Origin of the sequence: Pedobacter psychrodurus, from assembly GCF_032678585.1 — a bacterium.
Classification (GTDB): Bacteria; Bacteroidota; Bacteroidia; order Sphingobacteriales; family Sphingobacteriaceae; genus Pedobacter; species Pedobacter psychrodurus_A.
Genome location: NZ_JAVTSN010000025.1, coordinates 65249 through 90388, shown reverse-complemented (window position 1 = coordinate 90388; position 25140 = coordinate 65249). Strand labels below are relative to the sequence as shown.

The following is a 25140-nucleotide window of genomic DNA, read 5'->3' as shown; positions in this document are numbered from 1 at the left end:
CTGTTATGAAACCTTTATTAATTCTTTTTCTATTCCTATCCACAAGTATTTTCGCCCAATCGCCACCGAAACCTTATGGTGCCTTACCATCAAAAAGGCAACTGGCCTGGCACGATATCGAAGTATATGGTTTAATCCATTTTACACCAACTACGTTCGAAAATAAAGAATGGGGTTTTGGCGATGCCGATCCGAAAACATTTAACCCTAGCGATTTTAATGCCGACCAGATTATAAAAGCAGCAAAAGCTGGTGGATTAAAAGGCATTATACTGGTTGCCAAACACCACGATGGCTTCGCCCTCTGGCCAACCAAAACAACGGAATACAACATTAGTAAAAGTCCATTCCGGGATGGAAAGGGAAACCTGGTTAAAGAGGTAGAACAGGCTGTGCGCAAAAATGGTTTAAAGTTTGGCGTTTACTGCTCTCCCTGGGATCGGAACAATGCCCTTTATGGTACCGACAAATACCTGGCCATTTACCAGGCCCAGTTAAAAGAGCTTTACAGCAATTTTGGTGAACTTTTTATGAGCTGGCACGATGGCGCCAACGGTGGCGACGGTTATTATGGCGGTGCCAAAGAAAAACGTTCGATAGATAATACAACCTATTACGACTGGAACAATACCTGGGCCATTACACGTAAAATGCAACCAATGGCCAATATCTTTAGCGACATCGGTTTAGATATCCGCTGGGTAGGCAATGAAGACGGTCATGCAGCAGAAACCTCATGGGAAACCTTTACACCAATGCCCCCTGCCGGAAAAAATGTGGCTGTTCCTGGTCAGGCAAATTATCCAGAAAGTCCTGAAGGGATTAGAAATGGCAAGTTCTGGATGCCTGCAGAATGTGATGTGCCTTTAAGAAAAGGATGGTTTTATCATGCCAACGAAAAACCTAAAACACCAGAAACCTTATTCGACCTGTATTTAAAGAGTGTTGGCCGTGGTGCAGGCCTGGACCTTGGCTTAGCACCCGATACCCGGGGCCAGCTCCATGCAGATGATGTTGCGGCACTGGAAACATTTGGAGACATGGTTAAACATACCTTCGGAAATAATCTGGCTCAAAACGCACAGATCAAAGCCAGTAATAGCCGGGGTAAAAAATATGTCACCACTACTTTGCTCGATAACAACAGAGAAAGTTATTGGGCTACACAAGATGACAGCCATGAAGCGAGTTTAGAAATCGATTTAAAGACAGCTAAAACTTTCGATATTATCAGCTTACAGGAGTACATTCCCTTGGGCCAGCGCATAGAAGCTTACACCATAGAAGTGTTTGAAAACAATGACTGGAGAAAAGTTTACGATGGAACCAGTATCGGCGCTAAACGGTTGATCAAACTGGATAACCCGGTTACAACTGATAAAGTAAAAATAAACATTACTAAATCTCCGGTTTGTATTACCTTAAGTGAAATCGGATTATACAAAAAAACCGGATAAGCACCTCAATCTTTTTTGTAAAGAATTTCGAACACCTCACTTAAAGCATTGGATGTTTGTTTGCTGTAACGGTTAGTGCTATCTGCTTTAATATCCCGGTACATCAACATTACTGCGCTGTACGATGCTTTACTGATTTTAATGATTTTTTCACGTTCTTTAACATCTTCGGGCCTTAATTTTAAGGTCTTCATTTCCTTCACTATAGCAAGGTTCTTTTCCATTGGCTCAATGCCATCTTGTTTAATCGAGCTGAGTTTAACCTCTTTTGGCAAAGAAGTTTTTAAATACATAATGTTGTTAATAGAACCCAGGTTACCGTTAAAGGTATTTCTTAATTTACGGTATTCTTCTGTTCTGTACGTTGGGCTAAAGTGGAGAACACCACTAAAAAACATCAGGAATAAAAGAACCGAAACCGCATACCTTGCCCAGTTTTTAATTTCGAAAGTTTTGTCCCATTTGTAAGTAAGTATATAGGCAAAAATAAAGCCCGAAACAAAACCTCCAATATGTGCGGCATTGTCGACCCTTTTACCAAAAGCACCATTCACCAGCACCAAAAGTGATACCATTAATGTACTTACCAACAAAGCTTTTGTTGCTTTCCGCTCGAAAGATTTAGTGATCAATAAAGCAATAAATGCTCCATACAAGCCCATTATTGCCCCTGAAGCCCCCATCATCATCCCTTCCTGATGAAAAATCAAACTGACCAAGCCACCGCAAATACCACCCAGCAAATAAATAAAGAGGTATTTTTTCCAGCCCATTTTATTCTCAATCATCAAACCCAGATAAACCAGGGCATACATATTAAAGAACAAATGCGAAATTGACCCGTGGATAAACTGATGGGTAATTAAACGCCAATATTCGCCGCTTAGCACCAAATTGCGCTGGTTAACGCCAAAATTTAAAGATAGCCGTTTCATTTCTTCAATATAATCATCATGAGAAGCACTGCCATTTTTTAATGACAGGCCAGCCATAAATACCACCGAAAAAAGGAAGATGGCGATGTAATAAAAAACATTAAAAAGAACAATAATCGGCGTTACCGCATACCCTTTTTGAGGAAAAAACAGGAACAGTACATTTTTGATCTTGTTTTTCGTTGCCAAAGGTGCTTTCTCAAAATACTGATCATCCTGTATGGCAATAAACTGATGAAAATTATACAAACTTTCTTCCCAAACATCTCTGAGATGAAACTCAACGTATTCGAACTCATGAAAAAACTTTTCGAGGTTGAGATCGTTCTTGCCATAATCGTTGAAAAACATCTGGATACCTACACATTCACTTTTTACCACAGCAAAATTTCCATGGATGCGGATTGATATTTCTTCACTGTACGACTGGAAGGATATAGGCGTATAGGCAATTAAACCAGTTTCAGAAACATGGCTCAAACTCCATCCCAAATTTTCGATGGCTTGCTTAGCAACAATTAAATATTGATCTGCCGGAAAATCGGCCAAAGGAATATACTTTTCAATTTTAGGAGAATACCCCCAGCTGAGTGACATAGCGTTTTAGATTTTTTTCGCTGCTAAGATAATATAAGGTGATAGATTTTTACTTTCGAACGGGATAATCTTGGTGAATATTTTTCCGGTAAGCCAAACTGCTTTTTTGAATAAACGAACGCTGGCCGATTTCTGCCTTTCATTCTCCAACCATACACTAAACCGGCCAAAATAACCAGATTTTACTTCCTTAAGTCCGGCCTGCTCGCAGATCGATTTCAGCAATGCTGGGTCCATGCTATCGATATTGTGCTTATCATAGTTTTCTTTATCAAAATTTTTCTGGAACCAACCGTTAACGGCTTTAAAATTTGGCAGGGTAATAAACAAAGTTCCGCCCGGTTTTACAAAGGCGATATGGCGGTTAATAATATCGGCTGTATCGTTAAAATGTTCAATCAAACCGCAGCTCAGCACAAGATCGTACTGCATTTCTGGTGTATAATTAAAAAGATCCGTTTCGATGATGTGAATATCACTGTCAATTAAATTATTCTTTTCCAGAAGTTCTTTTACAACGGGAGGATGAACAAAATAATCCAAAAGGGTAACATCCAGTTTGAAATACTTTTTCAGAAATACGGCATAATAACCAGGAAAACCGCCCAACTCTATGGCCGTTTTCACATTGTTCTTTTGGATCACATCTGCCAACTGCTGGTGAAATAAATAGTTTGGAGGTAACTGGACCGCAAGTCCTTTTTTACTTTCCCAATAATTTACCCAAAAAGCCCTGTCGGTTAATAAATTTGCCATGTTTTAAATAATTCCAATCCCAAAGAAACGGAAAAAATTGAGAAGTTATTTATAAAAATGTCAGGTTGATCCTGCGTATTTATAATGATGATCATTAATGCTGAGGCACGAAGCCTGCCTGCAGCAGGCAGGCTTCGTGCCTCGCAATGACGAAATACATACTCAATTAACCGATTTAAACAGTTAACCGATTAACTCTATTTAAGGTCTTTCAATATCTCTGCTACGGCTTTTTCCAGTTGAGGATCTTTATCGGCCAAGCGGTCTTCAAAAGTATTCTTCACAAAAATATCCGGTTTTACGCCTTCCTTTTCGATGTTTTTACCATCCATCGTATAACAGCCCCATGATGGCAAACGATAAGAGGAACCATCAACCAAACCTTTTGCTGAGGTGAAAATAATCCAGCGGTAGGTTTCTGTACCGATAATTTTGCCCAGTTTTAATTGTTTAAAGCCTGCAGCTGTCATTTCTGCATCACTTAAAGATTGTTCGTTAACAAGCAGTACAATCGGCTTGGCTGCCGGACCAAAATTACTTTGCGGAGCCAATTTGCCACCGCGGTATTTCCATTGCAAATAAGGGCGCTGAGAAAGGAATTTTAAAACATCATCGTGCACGTTTCCGCCGGTATTGTAACGGAGATCGAGGATGATGGCTTCTTTATTTTCTTCTTGTGCAACCATATCTAAAAGAAAAGTTTCTAACTCTCCCCCACCCATATTTTTCATGTAGGAATAAGCAATGCGATTGTTACTCCATTTGTCTACATTTTTATGGTTTTGTGTGATCCACTCATCATAAAGATTTCCGCGCAAAGTACCCGAACTTTCTGGATGTACATTTACATAAATATCTTTGCCATTGCGTTTAAAGGTTAGGGTTATTTCTCTGTCTAGGGATGGTTTACTGAAGTAATAATCGCGGTCTATTTTTTCATCTACCTTAACTCCGTTTACTTCCGTTAAAATATCTCCGGCCAAAATATTGGTTCCCGTATGGGCGGCATTACTTTTGGCTGCAATACGTTCAACCTTTAAAGGATTTTCATTATCAAAAATAATTCCTGTTTCATTGGTGATGTAAGTCAGGTTTTTGCGTTCTTCTGCCCCTGCACTATTGAAACCCATGTGCGAAGAATTTAGCTCGCCAAGCATATCGTTCAATAAAAGTCTCAAATCACTACGGTTGTTCACATAAGGCAGATAAGCTGCATAACGCGTTCTCATTTTATCCCAGTCTACACCATGGAATTTTTCATCATAGAAGTTTTCATCCAAGCCCACCCAGGTTTCGTAAAACATCTGGTTAAATTCGGCATTCAGGTTTCTGGTAAATTTATAACCATGATCTACCCGGTCAAGCTTATTTCCTTCCAAAGAATATTTGTTGATCGTACCTCTTGATAATACGAAAAATCTATCCCCTGATGATACAATCGAATAATCGCCACCATCAGCAACCTTTTCGGTTTTATTGGCTTCGAAAGGCTCAATGGTAGTACGGTAAAGCCCTGGTGCACCACCTTCATGGTTAGACGAATAGAAAACATAGGTTTTATCACCTTTGGCAAAAGCATCAGTTCCGTACTGTCCACCAAATGAAGGGCCAACCAACTCAATCCGATCCAGAATATCCTGCGTATTAATGGTAATTACGTTCGCAGGTTTTGGCGTAGGCTTTACCTCTGTTTTCTTTTTAGCAGTATCGATTTTCCCTTTTTTATCCTTTTTGTTATCAGTTACTACAGGCTTAACTTCTGTTGGAACAGGTTTTGTTTCTTTAAACAGATCATCGAATTTATCAGAACGATATGGCTCATCATAATTATCAAGCGCCATGCGGTAAATGTGCGCATTTGCCATCCCGGTTGGATAAGACGGCTTGGTGCGCGCACTGGTAAAGAAAATATATTTTCCATCAGGCGACCACGCCGGGCCAGTTTCTGTAACGCCGGTATTGGTTAAATTGATGGTTTTATTGCCTTTAATGTGATGCACCACAATATCCTGTTCGAAATTTCGGTATACAGTAAAAAGCACATACTCATCATTTGGCGAAAAACTTGGTGCAGCACTCTGCAGGGCCCAAAACTCGTCGGTTACCAATGTTTTGGCATCAAAAGTTTTAAGATCCATGAGCTTGAGTTCGTTTCTACCACTCAGGTACACGGCCATGGTTTTGGTTTTGTTTAAAGTGATGTCGCGTACGTTTGCTTTATCTTTGGTTAGTTGTTTTACAGATCCTTTTCCATCACCAGTAATGGTAAACCAGTTTTGATAACCGTTAGCGGTTTGACTAAACAGAATCGTTTTATTATCTGCCAGCCATTTGCATTCCAAAGCACGTTCTCCGCTATTGGTAATCTTGCGGATAAACTTTCCATCTGCATCACTCACAAACACCTCACCACGGGACACAAAAGCCATCTTTTTCCCATCTGTAGAAACATCGAAGGCAGAAATATTGCCACGCACGTCATACTCTTGTTCCTTACTTAAAACCTGATTCCGTGAAGTGCTGATATTGACTTTCTCCGTTTTCTTCGAGGCTACATCATAAGTATATACCTGATAGTCCTTTTCAAATACTACGGTAGTTCCATTTGCCGAAACAAACGGGCGTTTGATAGAGGTATCGAAATTGGTTAAACCTGTTTTTTTACCGCCAATAAAGGTGTAAAGATTGTATTCTTCATTTCCCTCGTCCGACACGAAAAATATATTTCCTTTTTGATCAACACTGGTCCAGAAATCTTTTCCAATATAATCGGTATAACGCTTGTAACTTTTTGATTTTGGATTGTAAGATTGAATATCAGGATTGTAAGCACCTTTGTAGTGCTTGCGGTTTGCAAAACGATAACTTTCCCAGGTATCGCTAAAAAACAGTTCACCATCCGGCGATTCGGCAATATGATGTGTGGTATTAAAATAATTATCGAATAAACGCACTGCTGTACCCCCGTTTACACTTACTTTATAACTTGAAAAAGAATTGTAACGACCGGAAGTAAAATAGATCGTTTTCGAATCCCAGCTCCAGTTGTCTACTTCATCGGCAGCATCGTTAAAAGTTAATTGCTTAATATCACCTCCTGTTAAAGGCATAATGTACACATCATAATTACCAAACTGATTGGAAGAAAAGGCCATCCACTTTCCGTCAGGAGATATTTTCGGATTGATCTCTTCACCCTGCATCGCTGTAACCCTCGAAGCTACACCACCTTTTACGGGTACTTTCCAGATATCTCCATCATAGCTGAATACTATTGTTTGCGCATCGGGCGTTAAAGCAGGGTAAGCGGCAAAGTAGGTTTGCCCTTGGGCAAACGAATGAGCAGGCAACAAAAATGCGAGTGTCGCGAGCGATTTTAGCAGGGATTTGATCATGATTTATTTTGTTTGGCTTTGGATGCATGCACCAGGTTGTTTAAAATCATCATACACTGATGAAATGATTTTTTTAAACATTAAAGGCTCCATCCTACAGTTAAAAAGCGATAAAAAATATTAGGATGAAAATACACAACAGATTTTATATTCGTAAACAATAAAATGTATTTTTGATTGATTTGAAAGTAGTACACCTAAATACCTATGATGGAAATGGCGGAGCAGGACGAGCCTGTTTGCGCTTAAGTGATGCCTTAAAGGCCAGTGGAATCGATTCAAAAGTATTGGTTTACTATAAATTTGGGCAAAACCCGAAAATAGATACCTTTAGTAAATCGCCTTTTCAAAAGGCCAGGGCGGTTTATAATATTTTATCAGAAAGGTATTATGCCAAATGGTTAAGCAAATCGGTAAAAACACCTTTCAGTTTGCAATGGTTTGGCCGTTCGGTAATTAACCACCCTGATGTTAAAAATGCTGATATTATCCATTTACACTGGGTGAATCATGGGTTTCTAAATCCCAAATTTTTGGCTCAGCTTGATGAACTGGAAAAACCGATTGTATGGACTTTTCACGACAGTAATGCTTTTACAGGTGGATGCCACGTACGTTATGGCTGCGAAAACTTTCACCAGCAATGTGGCAATTGCCCAATTTTAAAGATCAGCGGTAAAAATGATATTTCTCACAAAACCTGGTTGCGTAAACAAAAAGCCTATACCGAATTAAATTTTCATATCGTAGCGCCTAGTAAATGGATGGCGGCATCGGTTAAGTTTAGCAGTTTATTGGGTACCAGAAAAGCGACCGTTATCCCCAATACTATTGAGACAAAAATTTTCAAACCCTACGTTAAATCAGAGGCCAAGAAAATTTTAAAAATCAATCCAGATAAGTTTGTACTGATGAGCGGATTTATGCCCTCAAAAAATGATAAACATAAAGGAACACCCTATTTAATCGAAGCTTTAGAAATCCTATCACGCAGGGCAGGAATACAAAAAGAAAATATCGAACTCGTTATTTTCGGGAATAAGGAAAATGCCGAAATGCCTGAGTTTCCTTTCAAAACTACATTTTTGGGCACCATTAATAAAGATGAGCATTTAGCTAAATGCTATTCAGCTGCAGATGCTTTTATTACACCTTCGTTGGAGGATAACCTGCCCAATACCGTGATGGAAAGTTTAGCCTGTGCCACACCTGTTGTTGCTTTTACTACTGGGGGCATTCCTGATATGGTTAAACACATGCAAAATGGTTATCTGGCAGAGTATGAAAATGCGGAAGATTTGGCTAATGGCATTGAGTGGCTTTATCACCGCCCCAATAAAGAAGAAATCCATAAGGCCGCCCGATTGAGTATCCTAACCGATTTCTCAGAGGAAGTAATTGCTGCAGAACATATTCACCTTTACGAAACATTGATTGATTTACAGCCGAAATAAAATTGACCATGGAACCAGGCAAAAGTTATCTCAACAATATTAAAGCCCTTAAATCGGCAATTTTGCAAAGCCGTTACCGTGCTGCAACCCTGGTTAACAAAGAATTATTAACCCTCTATTTTGCAGTTGGAAAGTTTATTTCAGTTAAAGTTAAAGAAGAAAAATGGGGTGCTAAAGTTTTAGAAAATCTATCTAACGACTTGCAAAATGAACTACCTAGACTGAGGGGGTTTTCAGCAACCAACATGAAGCGGATGCGTTTGTTTTTTGAATCGTGGGAAGAACATTCGCTAATTAGTCCGACACTGTCGGTCCAATTACAAGCAATTGAATTAGAGGTGATTACATTTAGACCGACAGTGTCGGACCAAATAGAAAATAGTTTCTTTAACCTAAGTTTTTCACACCATCTAGAAATCATTTTAAATACAAAATCTTTAGATGAAAAAGCATACTATATAAACAAAGCTAGGTCTGAATTCTGGAGCTTGAGCACCTTAAAAAATCACCTTAACAACCAAACTTTTCAAAAAACAGGAAAATTACCAAACAATTTTTCCAAAACGATTTCAAATGATGAAATAAGACAAAAAGCATTACAGACCTTCAAAGACGAATATTTATTGGATTTCATTAATATTGAAGATGCAGACGAAAATGACGAGAGGGTGCTGGAGAGCGAAATCGTACACAACGTTAAAAAATTTCTAATGTCATTAGGTTCTGATTTTGCTTTTATCGGTAATCAGTACCGCTTAATTGTAGAAGAGGAAGAATATTTTTTAGATCTTTTATTCTTTAACCGCCAATTACAATGTTTGGTGGTTTTTGAATTAAAAACCGGCAAGTTTAAGCCCGAATACATGGGTAAAATGAACTTTTATCTCTCAGCTCTTGATGAATACATCAAACAGCCACATGAGCAACCATCCATAGGCATCATTTTATGTAAAGAAAAAAACAATAAAGTGGTAGAATTCTCTTTCAGGGATTTTAATAAAGCAATGGGTGTTTCTACTTATAAAACCAGCAAGGTATTGCCTCCTGCTTATAAGGGTTTATTACCAGATGTTGAAACGTTAAAAAAACTAATGGATTAACTACATACAATTTCAACAAAAAACATCATTCTTTTGAGGGAATAAACTAAATGTTTGTCAAATTTCATTTTCACCTCCACGCAGAGAAATTTGCAAAATCTTTATTAAATTTACTCCAACCCAAAAAATTACCCTTGCCAAAGCTAACTGTCATCACCATTGTTTACAATAACGTTCGCGATATCGAACGTACCATCCAGTCTGTTCTTAATCAAACGTATAAAAAAATTGAATATATTGTAATAGACGGAGCATCAACAGATGGCACTATACAGGTTGTTCAGCGTTACAGGGATCAGATTTCTAAAATTGTATCAGAACCCGACAAGGGTATTTACGATGCCATGAACAAGGGGCTGGCACTAGCTACCGGTGATTATGTTTTATTTATGAACTCAGGAGATGAGATTTACGATAATCATACCGTAGAAGAGATATTTTCGTCCGAACCAGGTGCAGATATTTACTACGGGGAAACTGAGATGTATAATGACAACTGGGAAAACTTAGGACGAAGAAGGCACGAAGCACCAGAAGAGTTCGACTGGACCAGTTTTAAATACGGCATGAATATCAGTCACCAGGCCATTTATATCCGCCGAAGCATCATTACACCTTACGATTTAACTTATAAATACAGCGCCGATATCGACTGGATTATCAAAGCGGCAAAAAAGGCCTCAAATATTGTTAATGTTCACCGTTATGTGGCCAAATATCTCGTTGGTGGCATGAGCAAGAAAAAACATCGCGAGAGTTTAAAAGAACGGTTTAACATCTTTACCAAATATTATGGCTTGTTACCCAATATTTTCAATCATATTGTTATTGCAGGTAACTTGGCTTTATATTTTGTAAAACACCGCAGGACAAATGACTAGCGTATGAATGAAGAAATTAACGAACTACTCTCCATCTACAAGCAAGAAAAGGAACTGATCGAATCCTTGATCGAAAGCGATAGGCTCGACAATGATAATAGAGCGATCTACCTGAATTCTAAAATCCTGTTAAACATCCAGCACCAGATTAGATTAATTGAACTGTTACACGACCCTCATATACGAGAAAAAGAACAGCTGAAAAGAACAATAGATTTTTATGTTAATAGAAGCGGACTTGAAAAAGCTGAGGATTATAGAACCCATATGTTGGCTCAGATTGACCAAAAACTTGATCAGTTAAACAGCTATAAAGCCGCCTATTTTAATGATGGACAAGAGTTTGATGACGCCATTTTTGATCTGGTAGACAATAAGATCAGTGCTTTTATTTTCCATCTACGAAAAGAAGAAAATCTTTATCTCAAATTTTCAATCAAAAAAGATAAAATCATTATTAGATTAACTCCATTCTCCGATATTTCAGTTAAGCAATATTTTACCAAATCCGCAATAATCACGCTTAAACAGATCGGCTTTAAGAAAAATAAATCACTCACTTGCTATCAAATTAAATATCCTCTGGAAGGCTTTAAAGATGCTATCGCGATCAAAACAATTGTGAGCAGAGTAGTTTACGAAGCCCTTTACAATTATCAGCTAAACAAGTTAACCACCCTCGAGATTATCCCTTAATCTCAAATTTCTAAAAACAATAATTTTTCCCAACTGTCTTTAATACATCACCTATTAAAATTTAAAGATTATGGGACAATTAAGTAACCGCACTATTGCTGTACTTTCAGAAAGCGGATTTGAAGAAGTAGAATTAACCAAACCAGTAAAAAGGTTAAAAGAAGAGGGCGCAACCGTTCACATTATCTCCTCGAAAAGCGGAAAAATAAAAGCCTGGGACCACGATCACTGGTCGATAGAAGTGGATGTAGATAAAGCCATTTCGGAAGCAAATGCCAATGATTATAATGGATTGCTTTTACCGGGTGGTGTAATTAATCCTGATCAGTTGCGCGTTAACGAAGATGCTTTGGCTTTTGTAAAATCGTTCTTTGCCGATGGAAAACCAGTTGCAGCAATCTGCCACGGGCCTCAAACCTTAATCAATGCAGACGTGGTTCAGGGTAGAAAAATGACCTCAGTAAAAAACATCTCACAGGATCTGATCAATGCAGGTGCCATCTGGTCGGATGAAGAAGTGGTGGTAGACCAGGGTTTGGTTACCAGCCGTACACCAAAAGATTTACCTGCTTTTAACGATAAAATTGTAGAGGAATTTGCCGAAGGTGTTCATGAAGGGCAACACGCCTAAAAACTTTGGACGCTCTTTCTAGATTCACTCAAAAACGGTTGGCAAATTTGCCAGCCGTTTTTATATACCGTCAGAGGTTACCATCTGACGGATAAATTCCTTTTGATTATTTTTCGTGTCGGATGGTAAACATCCTACACCACTTAAAATCAGAATTTATAACTTCACCTGCCGGATGATATTTTTGATATTTAATTCAATAATATCAGTCATGGTTTTACAGCGCAGATAGTTTGTATCCTTAAAATAATCGCTCATACTCTGTTTTAGCAGCGCAATGTTTTCAGGTGTTGTTAATTCTTCTTTATTAGAAACATCACGAAGATCAGTTAAGCGGTGCCGCTCGCTCCTTACGCGGTGTACAATCGACGATCGTTCTTCCTGTTGATATTGCAGTACAGTTTTTTCCGTCAGCTGCTCCATGCTCATTTTTACATATGGGAGGTTCTCTTTAAAAAACTGAGGCAGATAAACCTTTAAATTCCCCTCATAAAACTGTTGATCGAAATCTATGGCCCGGATCCGGAACTGGATATCATCAAAATCGGGTGTAATCTGTACCACAAAATTGTAGGCCCGCATATCGCCCAAAAGCATAATCAAACAACGTTCGTTAAACTTTACAAATTCTTTAGCTATCCTGGTAGGATTAAACTCTGGCGTATATAACTGCCCTTTTGTAAAAACATCGCCCGGAATCCCGGCAATGTGTTCCTCAACCAAGGTATCGCCATCAACCAGATAATTCACTTGATTCGGCGAAAGGATTTCTTCCATTTCCAGTCCATAAATACGCGAGGCATCGGCTTTTTTGATGTAGAAATAATCATAAACATCGTTTAAACGGTTTACAATCCGGATACGGAAAGGGTGTGTATTGCCGAAAGTACAATATTCAATTTTATCGATGTATTTATGCTCAACAATGCGCAGGTTACCAGATGCCTTAAGGTTCGCATAAATTTCTTTCAAACCATCATGCAATGTTTCAATTAAATCCTGCGCGTATATAGGTCCTTCCCAAAGCGAATCTTTACCAAACTTATCCATCAAAGGAAAAGCCTCGTTAAACTGCATTAAATCATTATAACCGATGGGTAATTTCGCCTCGCGCTGATAGGTACGCAAATATTTCTGCAAAGCAGGGGTAACCGGAAAAATCGGTTTCTTTTTTGAAATTTTTACATCATTGTTTTCCATGAAATGGCAATGTACCATTTTAAAAATTTAACCGCAAAGGACACGAAGTTTTCCGCAAAGAATACAAAGTTCTGCATTACACTGCGTCCTTCGCACCATTTCTCAGCGCACTTTGCGGTTAAGACCCAGGATATTTAAACGGCAAACCGCTCAAATACCGGCTGATCTTGCGATAGGGATAATTCCCCGCACCATGATCTGCAAACTGTACAATAATCGTTTTCGTTTTCGGATCGATGTATAACCGCTGTCCAAGCATACCTTCAGCAGCATAATCTCCATTGTCTCCCTCTTGCGGAATCCACCAAAGATAGTGATGTGCCGATTTTTGCCAACCTTTTGCTGAGGCAGGCTGTTCTGAACCAATATTGGTTGATTGATTCACCCAGCTTTCCGGAACAATCTGATTCCCATTGTATCTTCCTTTATTTAAATATAAACGGCCGACCTTAGCAAAATCAATAGCAGTAACCTGGAAACGGCTTGCGGTATTTGTTAAACCATCTGCTTGATCTAAGCCCCAGGTTGCATTGTAGGCTGAACCGATTTTCTTCCATACATGTGCATCGAAATATTGCGCAACTGATTTACCCGTTGCCTTTTTTAAAACCCAGCCCAATAAAATCGGATCGATGCTTTTGTAGACCCAAACAGTACCTGGCTTGTTTACCAGCTTTACCTTTAACAACTGGGCCCTCATATCATCGGTGTAATAGTATTTGGCCTCATCAGAAAAAAATGCTTTAACTATCCCACCCAACGCATCCTGAAATTCCAGACCTGATTTCATATCCAGAAGATTTTTCAATGTAATCTCCGCAAAAGCAGGGTTGGATTTTAACTCAGGTATATATTGGGTTACCCTATCATTTAAACTTTTGATAGCATGATCATTCAGTGCCTGACCAATCAAGATCGAAATCATGCTTTTCGCTCCAGAAAAGATAGAAGTTAGCGTACTATCACTATAACCCTTGTCATATTTTTCATATAAAATGCTATCATTCCTGATCACGATAAAAACATTGATATGTCCATTTTTTAAATATTCCTTTAACGGGACAAACCGGTTATCTCCATCTAAAACATGAAGTGTGTCTAAATCATTACGCTGTTTGCCCGATCTGATAAAATGGAATGCTGAATCACTCTTATGAGAAATTTCCTGCGGAAAGATTTTATAGGTTTCGGCATTGGGCGTTCGATATCTCAATACGCTTAACAGATAAGGCTTCCAAAGAAATAGTGCAAGCAGCGATAGAAAAAAAGAATAAATCAGGATTAGGAGTGCTTTTTTGAAGGTTTTCATTGGCAGGCGTTGTGCCAACAAAGATAAAATATTTAGGAATTCAAAATACTCAAACAGAAATTTAATAAGCCTGCATGCTAAGCCATTGCATCCGTCATATTCTCATCTTTTTTGATGATTGCTGAAACCTTTGGCTCTGGTTTATATTTCCACCTGCGGTGGCTCCATAACCAATAAGCTGGCGCTTCTTTTATCATATCTTCCAAAAAGTGCGTATGCATTTCGGTAATTTCAAACTCAGCAGTTTCCGCAGGGTTTAAGCAGATCGGTACACAATCGACTTCGTAATAACCTCTTTTTAAGTAATTTATTTTGAGATAAAAAACAGGACGGTTGGTCTTTCTGGCAATTTTCTCAACCCCTAACTGAATAGAAGATTCCTGGTTTAAAAAAGTGGTCCAATAATTCGATTCCTCTTTTCCGGGCGCCTGATCGCTTCCAAAAGTAAACATCGTTGGTATATTTTTATTGGATTGTATGGCCCTTAAAGTTTGGCGCATAGCAACCATGTGATTACCAAACCTACTTCTCATATCCAGAAACCAGTTATCAAACGCTTCGCTACTCAAAGGTTTATAAATTGGAAAATGTTCACCCGAAAAATTTAAGCCAATGGCCATACATACCCACTCATAGTTGCCATAATGTGACGAACAGAAAAGTACACTTTCATTATTTTTAAGATAAGCTTCAACCAGATCGGTGTTTTTAAACTTAACCCTTTTATTCAGTTCTTGCTTAGAAATACTTTTCATCTTAATCACTTCGATAAAAAGGGAAGCCAAAAATTTGTAAAAACGTTTCTCTATAGCATAAATTTCAGCAGGATTTTTCTCTGGGAATGCATTAATAAGGTTTTCCTTTACCACTTTTCTACGGTAGCCAAAAACATAAAATATCAATACAAAAAAAGCATCCGCCACTCCGTATAATATAAATAGCGGTAACAGAGAGAGCGTATTTAATAAAAATATACCCATTTTGGATAACCCTTTATTAATCATGGCGATGGATGATTTGTTTGCTTTTAAAACACAAAACTACAAGTGTAACTAAAATTAATTGCCATTTGATTGTTACTTTTTTATTCCTATAGGTTTTATGAAAAATTGATGACAAAAAACTACGCTTTTGATTAACAATAAACTGATCAAAAGCCAGTTACTTTAAGAGCCTACCCATTTTATATACATCATCAATCCATTTTAAACGTTGATTTTCAGTTGATTTTTTTACAATTCCGATGTAGCTAACTTTAACAGGATTTACCCCGCAGAATTGCAATACACTTTTCTTTAACTGATTAACGCTCGGGCGGCCAAAGAACAGCCTATAATACCAGGATGGCTGATCTAAAGTGGTAATAATACGCGCTGTTTTTCCTTTTAATAACTTATCCCACCAAACGCTATTTTCACGGTACTGAAAGGTAATGCCGGGAAGAAATAAGCGGTCGATAAAACCTTTCATTATAGCCGGCATGCCACCCCACCATACTGGGTGAATCCAAACCAAATGATCTGCAGCTTTGATTTTCTCCAAACTTGATAGCAAGTCCGGTTCTAATTCCGTCCTTTGGCGATAACCGAAAGCCAGGTTGGGGTTAAATGTTAAATCGGTTATATGGATTAATGAAACATTGGTACCCGAATCTTTAGCCCCATTATAATAGGCTTCGGCCAATGCAAAATTGATGCTATCTTTATTTGGATGACCATTGATGATTAAAATATTTTTCATGTTTTTTTATCTACAGCACAAAATTAACACGGAACTTTCGCTTAAGAAGCAGACAAATGTCCTTAAGTGATTTCCTTCCGCAGCCTGCTCAAATGTCTTGGTGTAATACCCAGAAAAGATGCCAGATACTTTACCGGAACTTGCTTGATATAATCGGGGTGATTTTTAAAAATCTCTAGATAACGCGCTTTCGCAGCATCTTTTTGGTACATAAAAACACGTTTCTCCAAATGTAAATACTGCTGCTCCGCAATGGTTTTTAACAACTTCAGTCCGTTTATACTCGATGCAGCCAAAGTATCTATTACCTCTTTTTTAATGATCAATAAATCTACATCACTCATGGCCTGGATATTCTCGGCAGTCGGGCTACCAGTAATCAGCGATGAATAAGCCGTCATAAACTGATTTGGAAAGGTAAGGCAATAGGTATATTCTTCTGCATTAGCCGAAGTATAATATGAACGCAGAATACCTGATTTTATAAATGCCACTTCTTTACAAATCTTATTCTCGGTAATAAAGAATTCTCCTTTTTTTAATCTTCTGGGGCTTGCATCCGCCACAAAGATCTCTATTTCTGCCTGTGTAAGAATATTAAAGGATTGGAGGTAGGTTTGCATGGATATCATATTGTTTTGGAAAGATAAGTAAAACTGAAGGAACCTAATAGCAAATGTTATTAAGGTAAGCCCTACTCACAGGCAAACATAATTTAACCACAGATAAAAAGGATGCACACAAATAGAAAGATCGTATACATCCCCGCCTGAACGGCAGGGCAGGTGTGTCCATCTGTGGCTAAAAACGCTTAACTTAATGATATTGACCTACTATCACATTTCCAACAATCTTAAACCTTATTGTAGCAGTATCCCCCGATTCTTCATCGGGGATTTAGCGAAAAGAAGGACTGACTTTAAAAAAGGTCTTCAAATTGCTTTCCTTATCATTTTTTTAGTGTCATAACACATCTAACTAATGTTGGAGAACTTTTATTATTTCATCAGATTATGATTTTAAGAGTTGACAACTTTCAAGGCCTGTTACTATTAAAGTTGTCAACTCAAACAATCTAAACGCAAAAAAGCCCCGATTTACATCGAGGCTTCACTTAGTATTTATTTTAAGTCCCCTTTAGGGGATTTAGGGATAGAGTTAAGCGAATTGCTTTCCTTTAACTTTACGTTCTTGTTCTGTTAAGAAGATTTTACGTAAACGCATGCTTGCAGGTGTAACCTCGATATATTCATCAGCCTGAATGTATTCCATAGCCTCCTCTAAAGAGAATTTAATTGCAGGAGCAATACGGGCGTTATCATCTGTACCAGAAGCACGCATGTTCGTTAATGCTTTACCTTTAACAATATTCACTACTAAATCATTATCACGGATGTGCTCACCCATAATCTGACCTTCGTAAACATCAGTTCCCGGATCCACAAAGAAACGACCTCTATCTTGTAACTTATCGATTGAATAAGCTGTAGTTTGACCTTTCTCCATAGAAACCAATACACCGTTTGAACGACCAGGGATGGTACCTTTCCAAGGCTCGTAAGCTTTGAAACGGTGTGCCATAATCGCTTCACCAGCAGTAGCAGTTAATACGTTGTTTCGCAAACCGATAATACCACGAGATGGAATTTCGAATTCTAAATGCTGTAAATCACCTTTTGGTTCCATAATCAACAACTCACCTTTACGTTGAGTTACCAATTCAATTACTTTACCGGAAACTTCTCCAGGAACATCAACAATTAAAGTCTCAATTGGCTCACATTTTTTACCGTCGATTTCTTTAACGATAACCTGTGGCTGACCAACCTGAATTTCATAACCTTCACGACGCATCGTTTCGATCAATACCGATAAATGGAGAATACCACGACCGTAAACCAACCATGAATCTGGAGATGGGGTTTCTACAACCTTTAAAGCTAAGTTTTTCTCCATCTCTTTGTATAAACGTTCTTTTATACGTTGAGAGGTTACTAATTTACCTTCTTTACCGAAAAATGGAGAGTTATTGATGGTGAACAACATGTTCATTGTTGGCTCATCAATGCTGATCACTGGCAATTGTTCTGGAGCATCAAAATCAGAGATGGTATCACCAATATCGAAACCATCAATACCTACAACAGCACAAATATCACCTGAGCTTACTTCTGTGGTACGGATCTTTCCTAAACCTTCGAAGGTATACAGTTCTTTTACTCTTGATTTTACGATTTTACCATCGCGTTTGATTAAAGTTACCGGTTGGTTTTCTTTAATTGTACCACGGTGAACACGACCGATAGCAATACGACCTACGAAAGATGAATAATCTAACGAGGTGATCTGCATCTGTAATGTACCATCGTTAATTGGTGCAGGTGGAATGTTAGCCACAACCGCATCTAATAGAGCGAAAATATCAGTAGTTGGTACTTTCCAGTCGGTGCTCATCCATCCTTGTTTAGATGAACCGTAAATTACCGGGAAATCCAATTGCTCTTCAGTTGCTTCAAGATTAAAGAACAATTCGAAAATCTGCTCATAAACCTCTTCAGGGCGACAGTTTTCTTTATCCACTTTATTTACCACCACAATCGGTTTTAAACCAAGGGCTAAAGCCTTTTGCGTTACGAAACGCGTTTGAGGCATTGCACCTTCAAAAGCATCGCAAAGTAAAAGTACACCATCTGCCATTTTCAGAACACGTTCTACCTCACCGCCAAAATCCGCGTGACCAGGAGTGTCAATAATGTTAATTTTTACGTCTTTGTACTGAACCGATACGTTTTTAGATACAATCGTGATACCACGCTCGCGCTCTAAATCGTTATTGTCCAATATCAAATCTCCTGTTTGTTCGTTGTCACGAAAAATAGAACAAGAATGTAAAATCTTATCAACCAAAGTAGTTTTGCCGTGGTCAACGTGTGCTATAATAGCTATATTTCTAATCTTTTGCATAAAATGCGCCTCAAATTTGGCGCAAAGATAGTGTTTAGAAATGGATTTTCTACTATATCTCGCACTATTTAATATGATGATAATGTTGTAATTATCTCATTTTTAAACAGAATGGCAGGCCTTCATCTCTTTATTTTTTTAAGTGATTTTTACAGGATATTTCCTCAAAAAATATTATGCTTAATTTAGCTACAACTAACATGTATCCTTATCAGAGTAAAACAATGAAAATTGAACCGCATACCATAAACAATATCCAAATCGCAGAAACCATTTCAGACGAGGTCATTATCAACCATGCAGAAGATGGGCTAGACTTATTGGGAAACCTGTATTATCAGGGTTTTGATAAAATCATCATACACGAACAGAACATTACTCCTGCATTCTTTGACCTGAAAAATGGAATAGCCGGAGAAATTCTCCAGAAGTTTTCAAATTATCGGGTAGGCCTGGCTATTATTGGTGATTTTAGCCCATACCAGAGCAAAAGCATTAAAGATTTTATTTACGAAAGCAATAAGGGTAAACACATTAATTTTTTGAGTTCGACAGCTGAAGCATTGATAAGGCTTGCCCATTGAACAATTTATAAGCTTGACCAATCATCATAAGAAATTACGCCCAGCTCGGGCTTTGCTTCACCATCTAAAATCGCTATAAATTCCAATGCATGTCCATCGGGATCGTTAAAATAGATGGCCAGGGCAGGCATCCAGGCAAAAACCATTGGTTCTTGATTTCCATTATTAAGAAAATTATATGGTTTTAGGTTTTTAGATTCGAGAAAGTTAACTGATTTGTTCAGTACATCTTCAACATCACAACTAAAGGCAAAATGCCGGACATCGATTTCCGCTTTTGGTTTTTCCCAAATCCCAAGCATGGCTTCTTTTGGTTTGCCTATCCAGAAAAATGCAATTTTACGCTCTGCATCGTAATGGCACTGGGTTAAGCTCAAAATATTGCTGTAAAAATCGATCGATCTTGCTAAATCTTCAACATAAATATGTGTTTCAAAAAGTCCTTTTATCATATGGTGAAGGTAGGGACAAGTTGTAGCCGCAAAAAATCATGTTTTTCGATACCGTCATCAATAAAATCGATATTCAAAACCAAACGCATTACCAAAAGTACCGATGCGGTACTAGGTATAAATAATCCGACCAAAAAGAACAACACATATTGCTACTACCAAAAAAGGCTCCGATTTTCATCGAAGCCTTTTAAATAATTTTAGTATTCCCAAAGTCCCTGTTCGTAATCGAGAACAGATTTTTTAATCCTTTCTGATTCGTACAGTCTCTCTTTAGGGTTTGAAATAATATCTCTGATTTTGTTATCTCCGGGATTCGATTCTTTAACGATATAGCTGCTAAATAAACGGCGGATAAAGAAATCATCAAAACTTAATGAAGAAGCATCATTATTGGTGTTGACTAAACGCTTTTTCGTTAAAATCTCCCTTGCTTCCGGATAATATACCCAAAATACAGGTTGCCATTGTTTAGAAACTTCATTGTATTTTAATGGTGCAATACCTACAATACGTGGTTCAAAAATAGAGCGTTTGGTATCAAAAATCCAATCTTCTTTAATCCTGAATTTCAAGAACAGTTCTGGATTAAAATCATTAACAACAGTAGTAACTGTTCCTGTTTTGTTGTTAGACACCTCTGCTGTTCCTAAAGCCGATTTAGCGGCCGAATCTGCAGACATTGGATTAAGAAAGGCATCATCTTCGTTTAACGCACTATCAATTGGTGAATATGCGGTGAGTTCGTCTTTTTTAATTGCCGCGATTAATACGTCGATTAGTCTCGATTTCGGTGATTTTAGCGCCGAATTAACAGTATCGCGTAAATCAATTTCCCTCCATATCCGTTTTGCGTAAAAAACATCTTCTTCTCTCACATCAGCTAAAGGAACCATTTCAGTACTGTCGATGTCCTTACGGGCATAGAAGCCATCCTTAGGTGGTACTTTTAGCTTCTTTTTAGCTGTTTTAACAGGCGCTTTCACCGTATCTACTGCAGGAGCAGCAACTACTGGTGCAGCTTTCTTTGGTGCTAACTTAGTTGGCTTTTTTTGTGCAAAAGCAAACGAGGTTAACAAAACTAAAATAGCAATACTTAAAATCCTTTTCATCTTCTTCTTATTTTACACTAAACGCTAATGAAGGTAAAATTTTCTGACGGCCATCTGGGCCTACAGAAACGATATCTTCAAAGAACACCCGGGTTCCAGGAGTAATTGAGTTTATAGCACCTTTAACCGCACCAGCGAAACTTCCACCACTACCCGGAATGGTAACAGCATCAGAACGCGGTTTAATAACAGTCAATTTATATCGTAATATCTTAAACTTAACGTCAAAAGGGAAATCATCCAGATCCGCTTCAATTTCGGTTTCACTTTTCAATTGTACCGAAGCCACATCACCCCCTGCGCGTCCACCTACCTTAGCTACTGGTGCCGGAATACCTTTAACCCTGAATTTTTGTGAGCCTAAACTAACGGTTTTACCTGCATTACTTGCCGACACATTGATTGATACTTCTGAACCAACCATGCTACCTGGAACGTTTACATTAAAGTTTCCGTTGCCACCGGTCATCGAACCTCCAGAGATGGATGCACGAACACTTTCTAGTGGAAAACCTGCTGCCGAAACGGTAAATGGATTAGGAATACCTGCATAAATTACATTCAGTTTTGTTGAAGAAACAGATGCTGATGGTTTTGCAACCTGATAAGTTTGCGGTTGGGTTTTGTATTCTTTTACCTGTCCGTCGGTTTGACGAACGCGTATTGTACCCACCCAGGTAAACTGACCAACACTACCCGTACCACCCGTGTAAGTTCCTTTACCCTCTTTAACCGATAATTTATTTCCGTTAACAGTAATATCAGGAGTTGATCTCGAATCGCTGGCTGTTAAAAATACTTCAGCAGTATAAGGCTGACCTTGAATTACGTAAGACGTAGGTGCTACTGCAACTGCCGCAAACTGATCCAGATTAACCTGAGCCTTATCCATATTTCCGAATAATTTTTTAACTACCTCTGCTTCAGCATTTTTTGTATCTGTTTGCAGTTTGGTTAAAATAGTCATTGCAGCGGTTAATGGCGTTCCCTCACCGAAGTAAGTTTCCTGCCAGTTTCCTTTTCTTTTTCTTTCAGGATCTTTAGCCTCCAGAGAGAATGATACATTCGCCCTGTCTGCAGGATCTAATAAAGAGATTAATTTTTCGCGAGTGGCGTTAATCTTTATCTTTAATTCATCCGCTTTCTTTTGGTTAATCATGATATTTTGAGCAATATCCTGATTAGACCTGTTTACCAAATCACCCGTTTCAGGATCAATTCCGTCACCAGCCTGAGTAAACTGTTTTTTAATACTTTCGATGTAGTTATTTAATTCATCTGCGGTAGCCTTAGCTTTCTGTGCCTTTTCATAAATGGGCTGTGCACGTGCTGGTTCTTCTTTTAACTTCGAGTTTTCGAAGGCAGAAAATAACTGGTTTATACTTGTATTTACGTTGTTTTTAGACGTATCCAAACTATCGTTGATATTTTTGAATGCATCTAAAATGGTATCTGATACGTTTAAGGCGAGCATAGCCAACAATACCAAATACATGATATTGATCATCCGCTGCCTTGTTGTTTCTTTTCCGCCTGCCATGTTTGATGTAGCTTTCCTTTAAAATTAAAAACTAAACAAATTATACACGTGGGCCGTTCATAGCCGATAGCATATTGCCATAAATTGCATTAAGCGATGACAAGTTTTTAGCCAATTTATTCACTTCTTCTTTAAACTGTTTCGAATCTTCCATCGATTCGTTAAAGTTCTGCATGGTTAAAGATAAGTTTGAATAAAACTTATTCATCGATTTTAAATGTGCACTCGAATCTTGTAATTCCAATTCATATACTGCATTTAAAGCTGATAAATTTTTAGCCAGATTGTTCACCTGATCGTGGTAAGCCTGAGAATCGACACTGCTCTCGCCCATTGCTTTCAAATTAGCAGTGGCTTTATCAAAAGATGCGCTCAGATTATCGAAACCTGCTGATGCAGTTTTAATTTTACCGGTAAACTCATTGGTTGCGGTAGACGCATCTGCTACGTTAGAAATTGTTGCTACTTTATCACCAAACGTACGTAAACCAGTTCCTAAGCTTTCGATCAATTCAGGGCCGATTTTAGCATCTGATAACATTTTATCTAAAGCTACTGTGTTTGAAGATCCTGCGGCCACAACTGGTCTGGCTGATGCTGTTGGCAATTCGCCTTTAAAATCTGTTCTTAGTTCAGGATAAACTCTCTCCCATGCTGGTTCTGGCTCTGGCGGGAAAAATCCGGTTAAAAAGAATAAAAACGCTTCCACTCCTAGACCAAGCCCGATCATATAGTTACCTACAATTCCGCCAATGTGCAGAATTTTAAATAATGCTCCGATAATTACAATACTTGCTCCCCATGAAATCGCTACGTGTAACCAGCCTGGTTGTTTCTTTGCTGCCATAAAATTTTAATGTTTTTCTTTAGTTTGTAGTTTTGTTTGGTTTAATTTCTTAAATCGGTGCCAGGATAAGATGAAACACATCTGAAACCGATATATGATCTTTGGGTATCTTGATATTCGTATGTAGCCACTGCATTTTGTAGAAAATAGCCAGTATCTTTCCACGAACCACCTTTTACAACTTTACGCTTTTTGTATTTGCTATCGTTTGCACCAGCATCGTAAGTGAAGTTGGGATTCAGATCGTGCAACAGTGGGCTAGCGCCTTTATTGTATGCCGTTAATGTCCATTCGGAAACATTTCCTGCCATATTGTACAATCCATAGTCGTTAGGGAAATAAGATCTTACCCCAACAGTATAGATACCGCCATCGCTTGAATAATCACCACGACCTGGTTTAAAGTTGGCTTGTAAACATCCTTTGGTATTTCTGATGTACGGGCCGCCCCAGGGATATTTGGTTTTGGTATTACCACCTCTTGCAGCATATTCAAATTCCGTTTCAGCAGGCAATCTATAGTCTGATCTCGATCCGGCAGGCAGTTTCCTGGCGGTAGCAACACCATCATATAATCTGGTTCTCCAATGAGAAAAAGCTTTTGCCTGTTCCCAGCTTACACCAACTACAGGATAATCATCATAAGAAGGGTGATTGTAATAACCACGAACCATAGGATCGTTTTGTGAGTAAGAATAATCTGTTTTCCACACCATTGTATCAGGATAAATGGCAACGTTATAACGGTCGATATAATCCTGACGTTTAGCATTCGGGTCCTTATGGCCCATAGCTGCTTTTTCCATGTTTAATTCGGCGTAAGCATATTCGAATTTGCGCACATCAAGTTCTTTTTTACCTGGAAGCGCATCTAAGCCCGAATAGTACATACCATCTAACTGACTCGCTTGAGCAGCAGCTGCCCCCCTACCTTTGTTGCGCCAGATATTTGCTCCGTTTGGCCCAACTCTTCTCCAGTCGATGTATTTATCTCCACCAACTGCAGCGGCAGCATTACCCCTCGGCGTAATCATAAACTGCTGTGGGTTGCCCATCATTACAATGGCAATCGAATCGCGAACCCAATTGGTAAACTGGCGGTATTCCGCATTAGAGATTTCGGTCTGATCCATGAAAAATGCACTGATAGTGGTCATTCTACCTGGCAAATTCTGAGAAAATGTAATATCCTCATCCGCTCCCCCAAGTACAGTATGCCCGGGTGGAACATAAACCATTCCTAGAGGAATTCTATCGTTTTTAAATTTTCGGTTATAAGCACCAACCAGCTCGCCTTGGCCTCCATGACCACAGCTTGCTAGCATTACAGTTATACCTACAATAGCTAGAAGGTAGATTTTCTTCATATTTTTTACAGTGTGCAAAGCACGGTTAGGAGCAATTTTATCAAAAATCACTGAAATTATCAACAAAAGCAAATATTTTACATTAAATCATCACCCAAAGGCCATTAAAATTGCGTTAACAAT

Annotated in this window: 21 protein-coding genes; 7 read left to right on the top strand and 14 right to left on the bottom strand. The window is 38.5% G+C overall.

Features of this window, described 5'->3' with window-relative positions:
* The first annotated feature begins 5 nt into the window (after positions 1–5).
* A complete protein-coding gene (locus R2S57_RS17115) occupies positions 6–1457 on the top strand; it encodes an alpha-L-fucosidase (protein ID WP_316846166.1) in 1452 nt (483 codons plus the stop codon).
* Between the two features lie 5 nt (positions 1458–1462).
* Here R2S57_RS17115 and R2S57_RS17110 read toward each other — a convergent pair whose 3' ends face one another.
* From R2S57_RS17110 to R2S57_RS17100, 3 genes are all read right to left on the bottom strand, one after another.
* Positions 1463–2989: a rhomboid family intramembrane serine protease gene (locus R2S57_RS17110; RefSeq protein WP_316846165.1), complete on the bottom strand. Its 1527-nt coding sequence runs from the start codon at positions 2987–2989 to the stop codon at positions 1463–1465.
* A 6-nt stretch (positions 2990–2995) separates the two neighbouring features.
* On the bottom strand, positions 2996–3745 hold the full coding sequence (locus R2S57_RS17105) for a class I SAM-dependent methyltransferase (protein ID WP_316846164.1): 750 nt from the start codon (positions 3743–3745) through the stop codon (positions 2996–2998).
* Positions 3746–3942: 197 nt separating this feature from the next.
* The gene (locus R2S57_RS17100) at positions 3943–7140 is read right to left on the bottom strand and encodes a S41 family peptidase (RefSeq protein ID WP_316846163.1); all 3198 of its coding nucleotides are present in this window, start codon (positions 7138–7140) and stop codon (positions 3943–3945) included.
* 173 nt (positions 7141–7313) lie between these two features.
* On the opposite strand from R2S57_RS17100, the gene R2S57_RS17095 reads away from it, so the two are divergent.
* From R2S57_RS17095 to R2S57_RS17075, 5 genes are all read left to right on the top strand, one after another.
* Positions 7314–8594 carry a glycosyltransferase family 4 protein gene (locus R2S57_RS17095; protein ID WP_316846162.1) on the top strand — a complete coding sequence of 427 codons (1281 nt, stop codon included), beginning with the start codon at positions 7314–7316 and terminating at the stop codon, positions 8592–8594.
* 8 nt (positions 8595–8602) lie between these two features.
* Positions 8603–9694, top strand: coding sequence for a YhcG family protein (locus R2S57_RS17090; protein WP_316846161.1), 1092 nt, complete (start codon positions 8603–8605; stop codon positions 9692–9694).
* Positions 9695–9828: 134 nt separating this feature from the next.
* Complete coding sequence (locus R2S57_RS17085; protein WP_316846160.1) at positions 9829–10575, top strand: glycosyltransferase family 2 protein; 747 nt, start codon at positions 9829–9831, stop codon at positions 10573–10575.
* A gap of 3 nt (positions 10576–10578) precedes the next feature.
* Entirely contained in the window at positions 10579–11271 is a 693-nt protein-coding gene (locus R2S57_RS17080) for a hypothetical protein (RefSeq protein ID WP_316846159.1), read from the top strand.
* 70 nt (positions 11272–11341) lie between these two features.
* Complete coding sequence (locus R2S57_RS17075; RefSeq protein WP_316846158.1) at positions 11342–11902, top strand: type 1 glutamine amidotransferase domain-containing protein; 561 nt, start codon at positions 11342–11344, stop codon at positions 11900–11902.
* Positions 11903–12058: 156 nt separating this feature from the next.
* Here the strand turns inward: R2S57_RS17075 and R2S57_RS17070 are convergent, their stop codons facing one another.
* The 6 genes from R2S57_RS17070 to typA form a co-directional block, all read right to left on the bottom strand.
* The gene (locus tag R2S57_RS17070; protein WP_316846157.1) at positions 12059–13102 is read right to left on the bottom strand and encodes a hypothetical protein; all 1044 of its coding nucleotides are present in this window, start codon (positions 13100–13102) and stop codon (positions 12059–12061) included.
* Between the two features lie 118 nt (positions 13103–13220).
* A complete protein-coding gene (locus R2S57_RS17065) occupies positions 13221–14411 on the bottom strand; it encodes a serine hydrolase (protein ID WP_316846156.1) in 1191 nt (396 codons plus the stop codon).
* A gap of 77 nt (positions 14412–14488) precedes the next feature.
* On the bottom strand, positions 14489–15415 hold the full coding sequence (locus R2S57_RS17060) for a lysophospholipid acyltransferase family protein (RefSeq protein ID WP_410479083.1): 927 nt from the start codon (positions 15413–15415) through the stop codon (positions 14489–14491).
* 157 nt (positions 15416–15572) lie between these two features.
* Positions 15573–16151, bottom strand: coding sequence for an NAD(P)H-dependent oxidoreductase (locus tag R2S57_RS17055; RefSeq protein WP_316846155.1), 579 nt, complete (start codon positions 16149–16151; stop codon positions 15573–15575).
* Positions 16152–16213: 62 nt separating this feature from the next.
* Positions 16214–16774, bottom strand: coding sequence for a Crp/Fnr family transcriptional regulator (locus R2S57_RS17050; protein WP_316846154.1), 561 nt, complete (start codon positions 16772–16774; stop codon positions 16214–16216).
* A gap of 535 nt (positions 16775–17309) precedes the next feature.
* Positions 17310–19115, bottom strand: a complete 1806-nt coding sequence (gene typA / locus R2S57_RS17045; protein ID WP_316846153.1) for a translational GTPase TypA — start codon at positions 19113–19115, stop codon at positions 17310–17312.
* A gap of 224 nt (positions 19116–19339) precedes the next feature.
* Here typA and R2S57_RS17040 point away from each other — a divergent pair, with 224 nt between their 5' ends.
* Positions 19340–19699: a DUF4180 domain-containing protein gene (locus R2S57_RS17040; protein ID WP_316846152.1), complete on the top strand. Its 360-nt coding sequence runs from the start codon at positions 19340–19342 to the stop codon at positions 19697–19699.
* 5 nt (positions 19700–19704) lie between these two features.
* Here R2S57_RS17040 and R2S57_RS17035 read toward each other — a convergent pair whose 3' ends face one another.
* From R2S57_RS17035 to R2S57_RS17015, 5 genes are all read right to left on the bottom strand, one after another.
* Positions 19705–20151 (bottom strand): VOC family protein, encoded by a 447-nt coding sequence (locus R2S57_RS17035; RefSeq protein WP_316846151.1) that lies wholly within the window; start codon positions 20149–20151, stop codon positions 19705–19707.
* Between the two features lie 200 nt (positions 20152–20351).
* Positions 20352–21263 carry a gliding motility protein GldN gene (gene gldN, locus R2S57_RS17030; protein ID WP_316846150.1) on the bottom strand — a complete coding sequence of 304 codons (912 nt, stop codon included), beginning with the start codon at positions 21261–21263 and terminating at the stop codon, positions 20352–20354.
* Positions 21264–21270: 7 nt separating this feature from the next.
* Positions 21271–22803, bottom strand: a complete 1533-nt coding sequence (gene gldM, locus R2S57_RS17025; RefSeq protein ID WP_316846149.1) for a gliding motility protein GldM — start codon at positions 22801–22803, stop codon at positions 21271–21273.
* 40 nt (positions 22804–22843) lie between these two features.
* Positions 22844–23650 (bottom strand): gliding motility protein GldL, encoded by an 807-nt coding sequence (gene gldL / locus R2S57_RS17020; RefSeq protein ID WP_316846148.1) that lies wholly within the window; start codon positions 23648–23650, stop codon positions 22844–22846.
* A 41-nt stretch (positions 23651–23691) separates the two neighbouring features.
* Positions 23692–25017 (bottom strand): SUMF1/EgtB/PvdO family nonheme iron enzyme, encoded by a 1326-nt coding sequence (locus tag R2S57_RS17015; RefSeq protein WP_316846147.1) that lies wholly within the window; start codon positions 25015–25017, stop codon positions 23692–23694.
* Positions 25018–25140 lie beyond the last annotated feature (123 nt).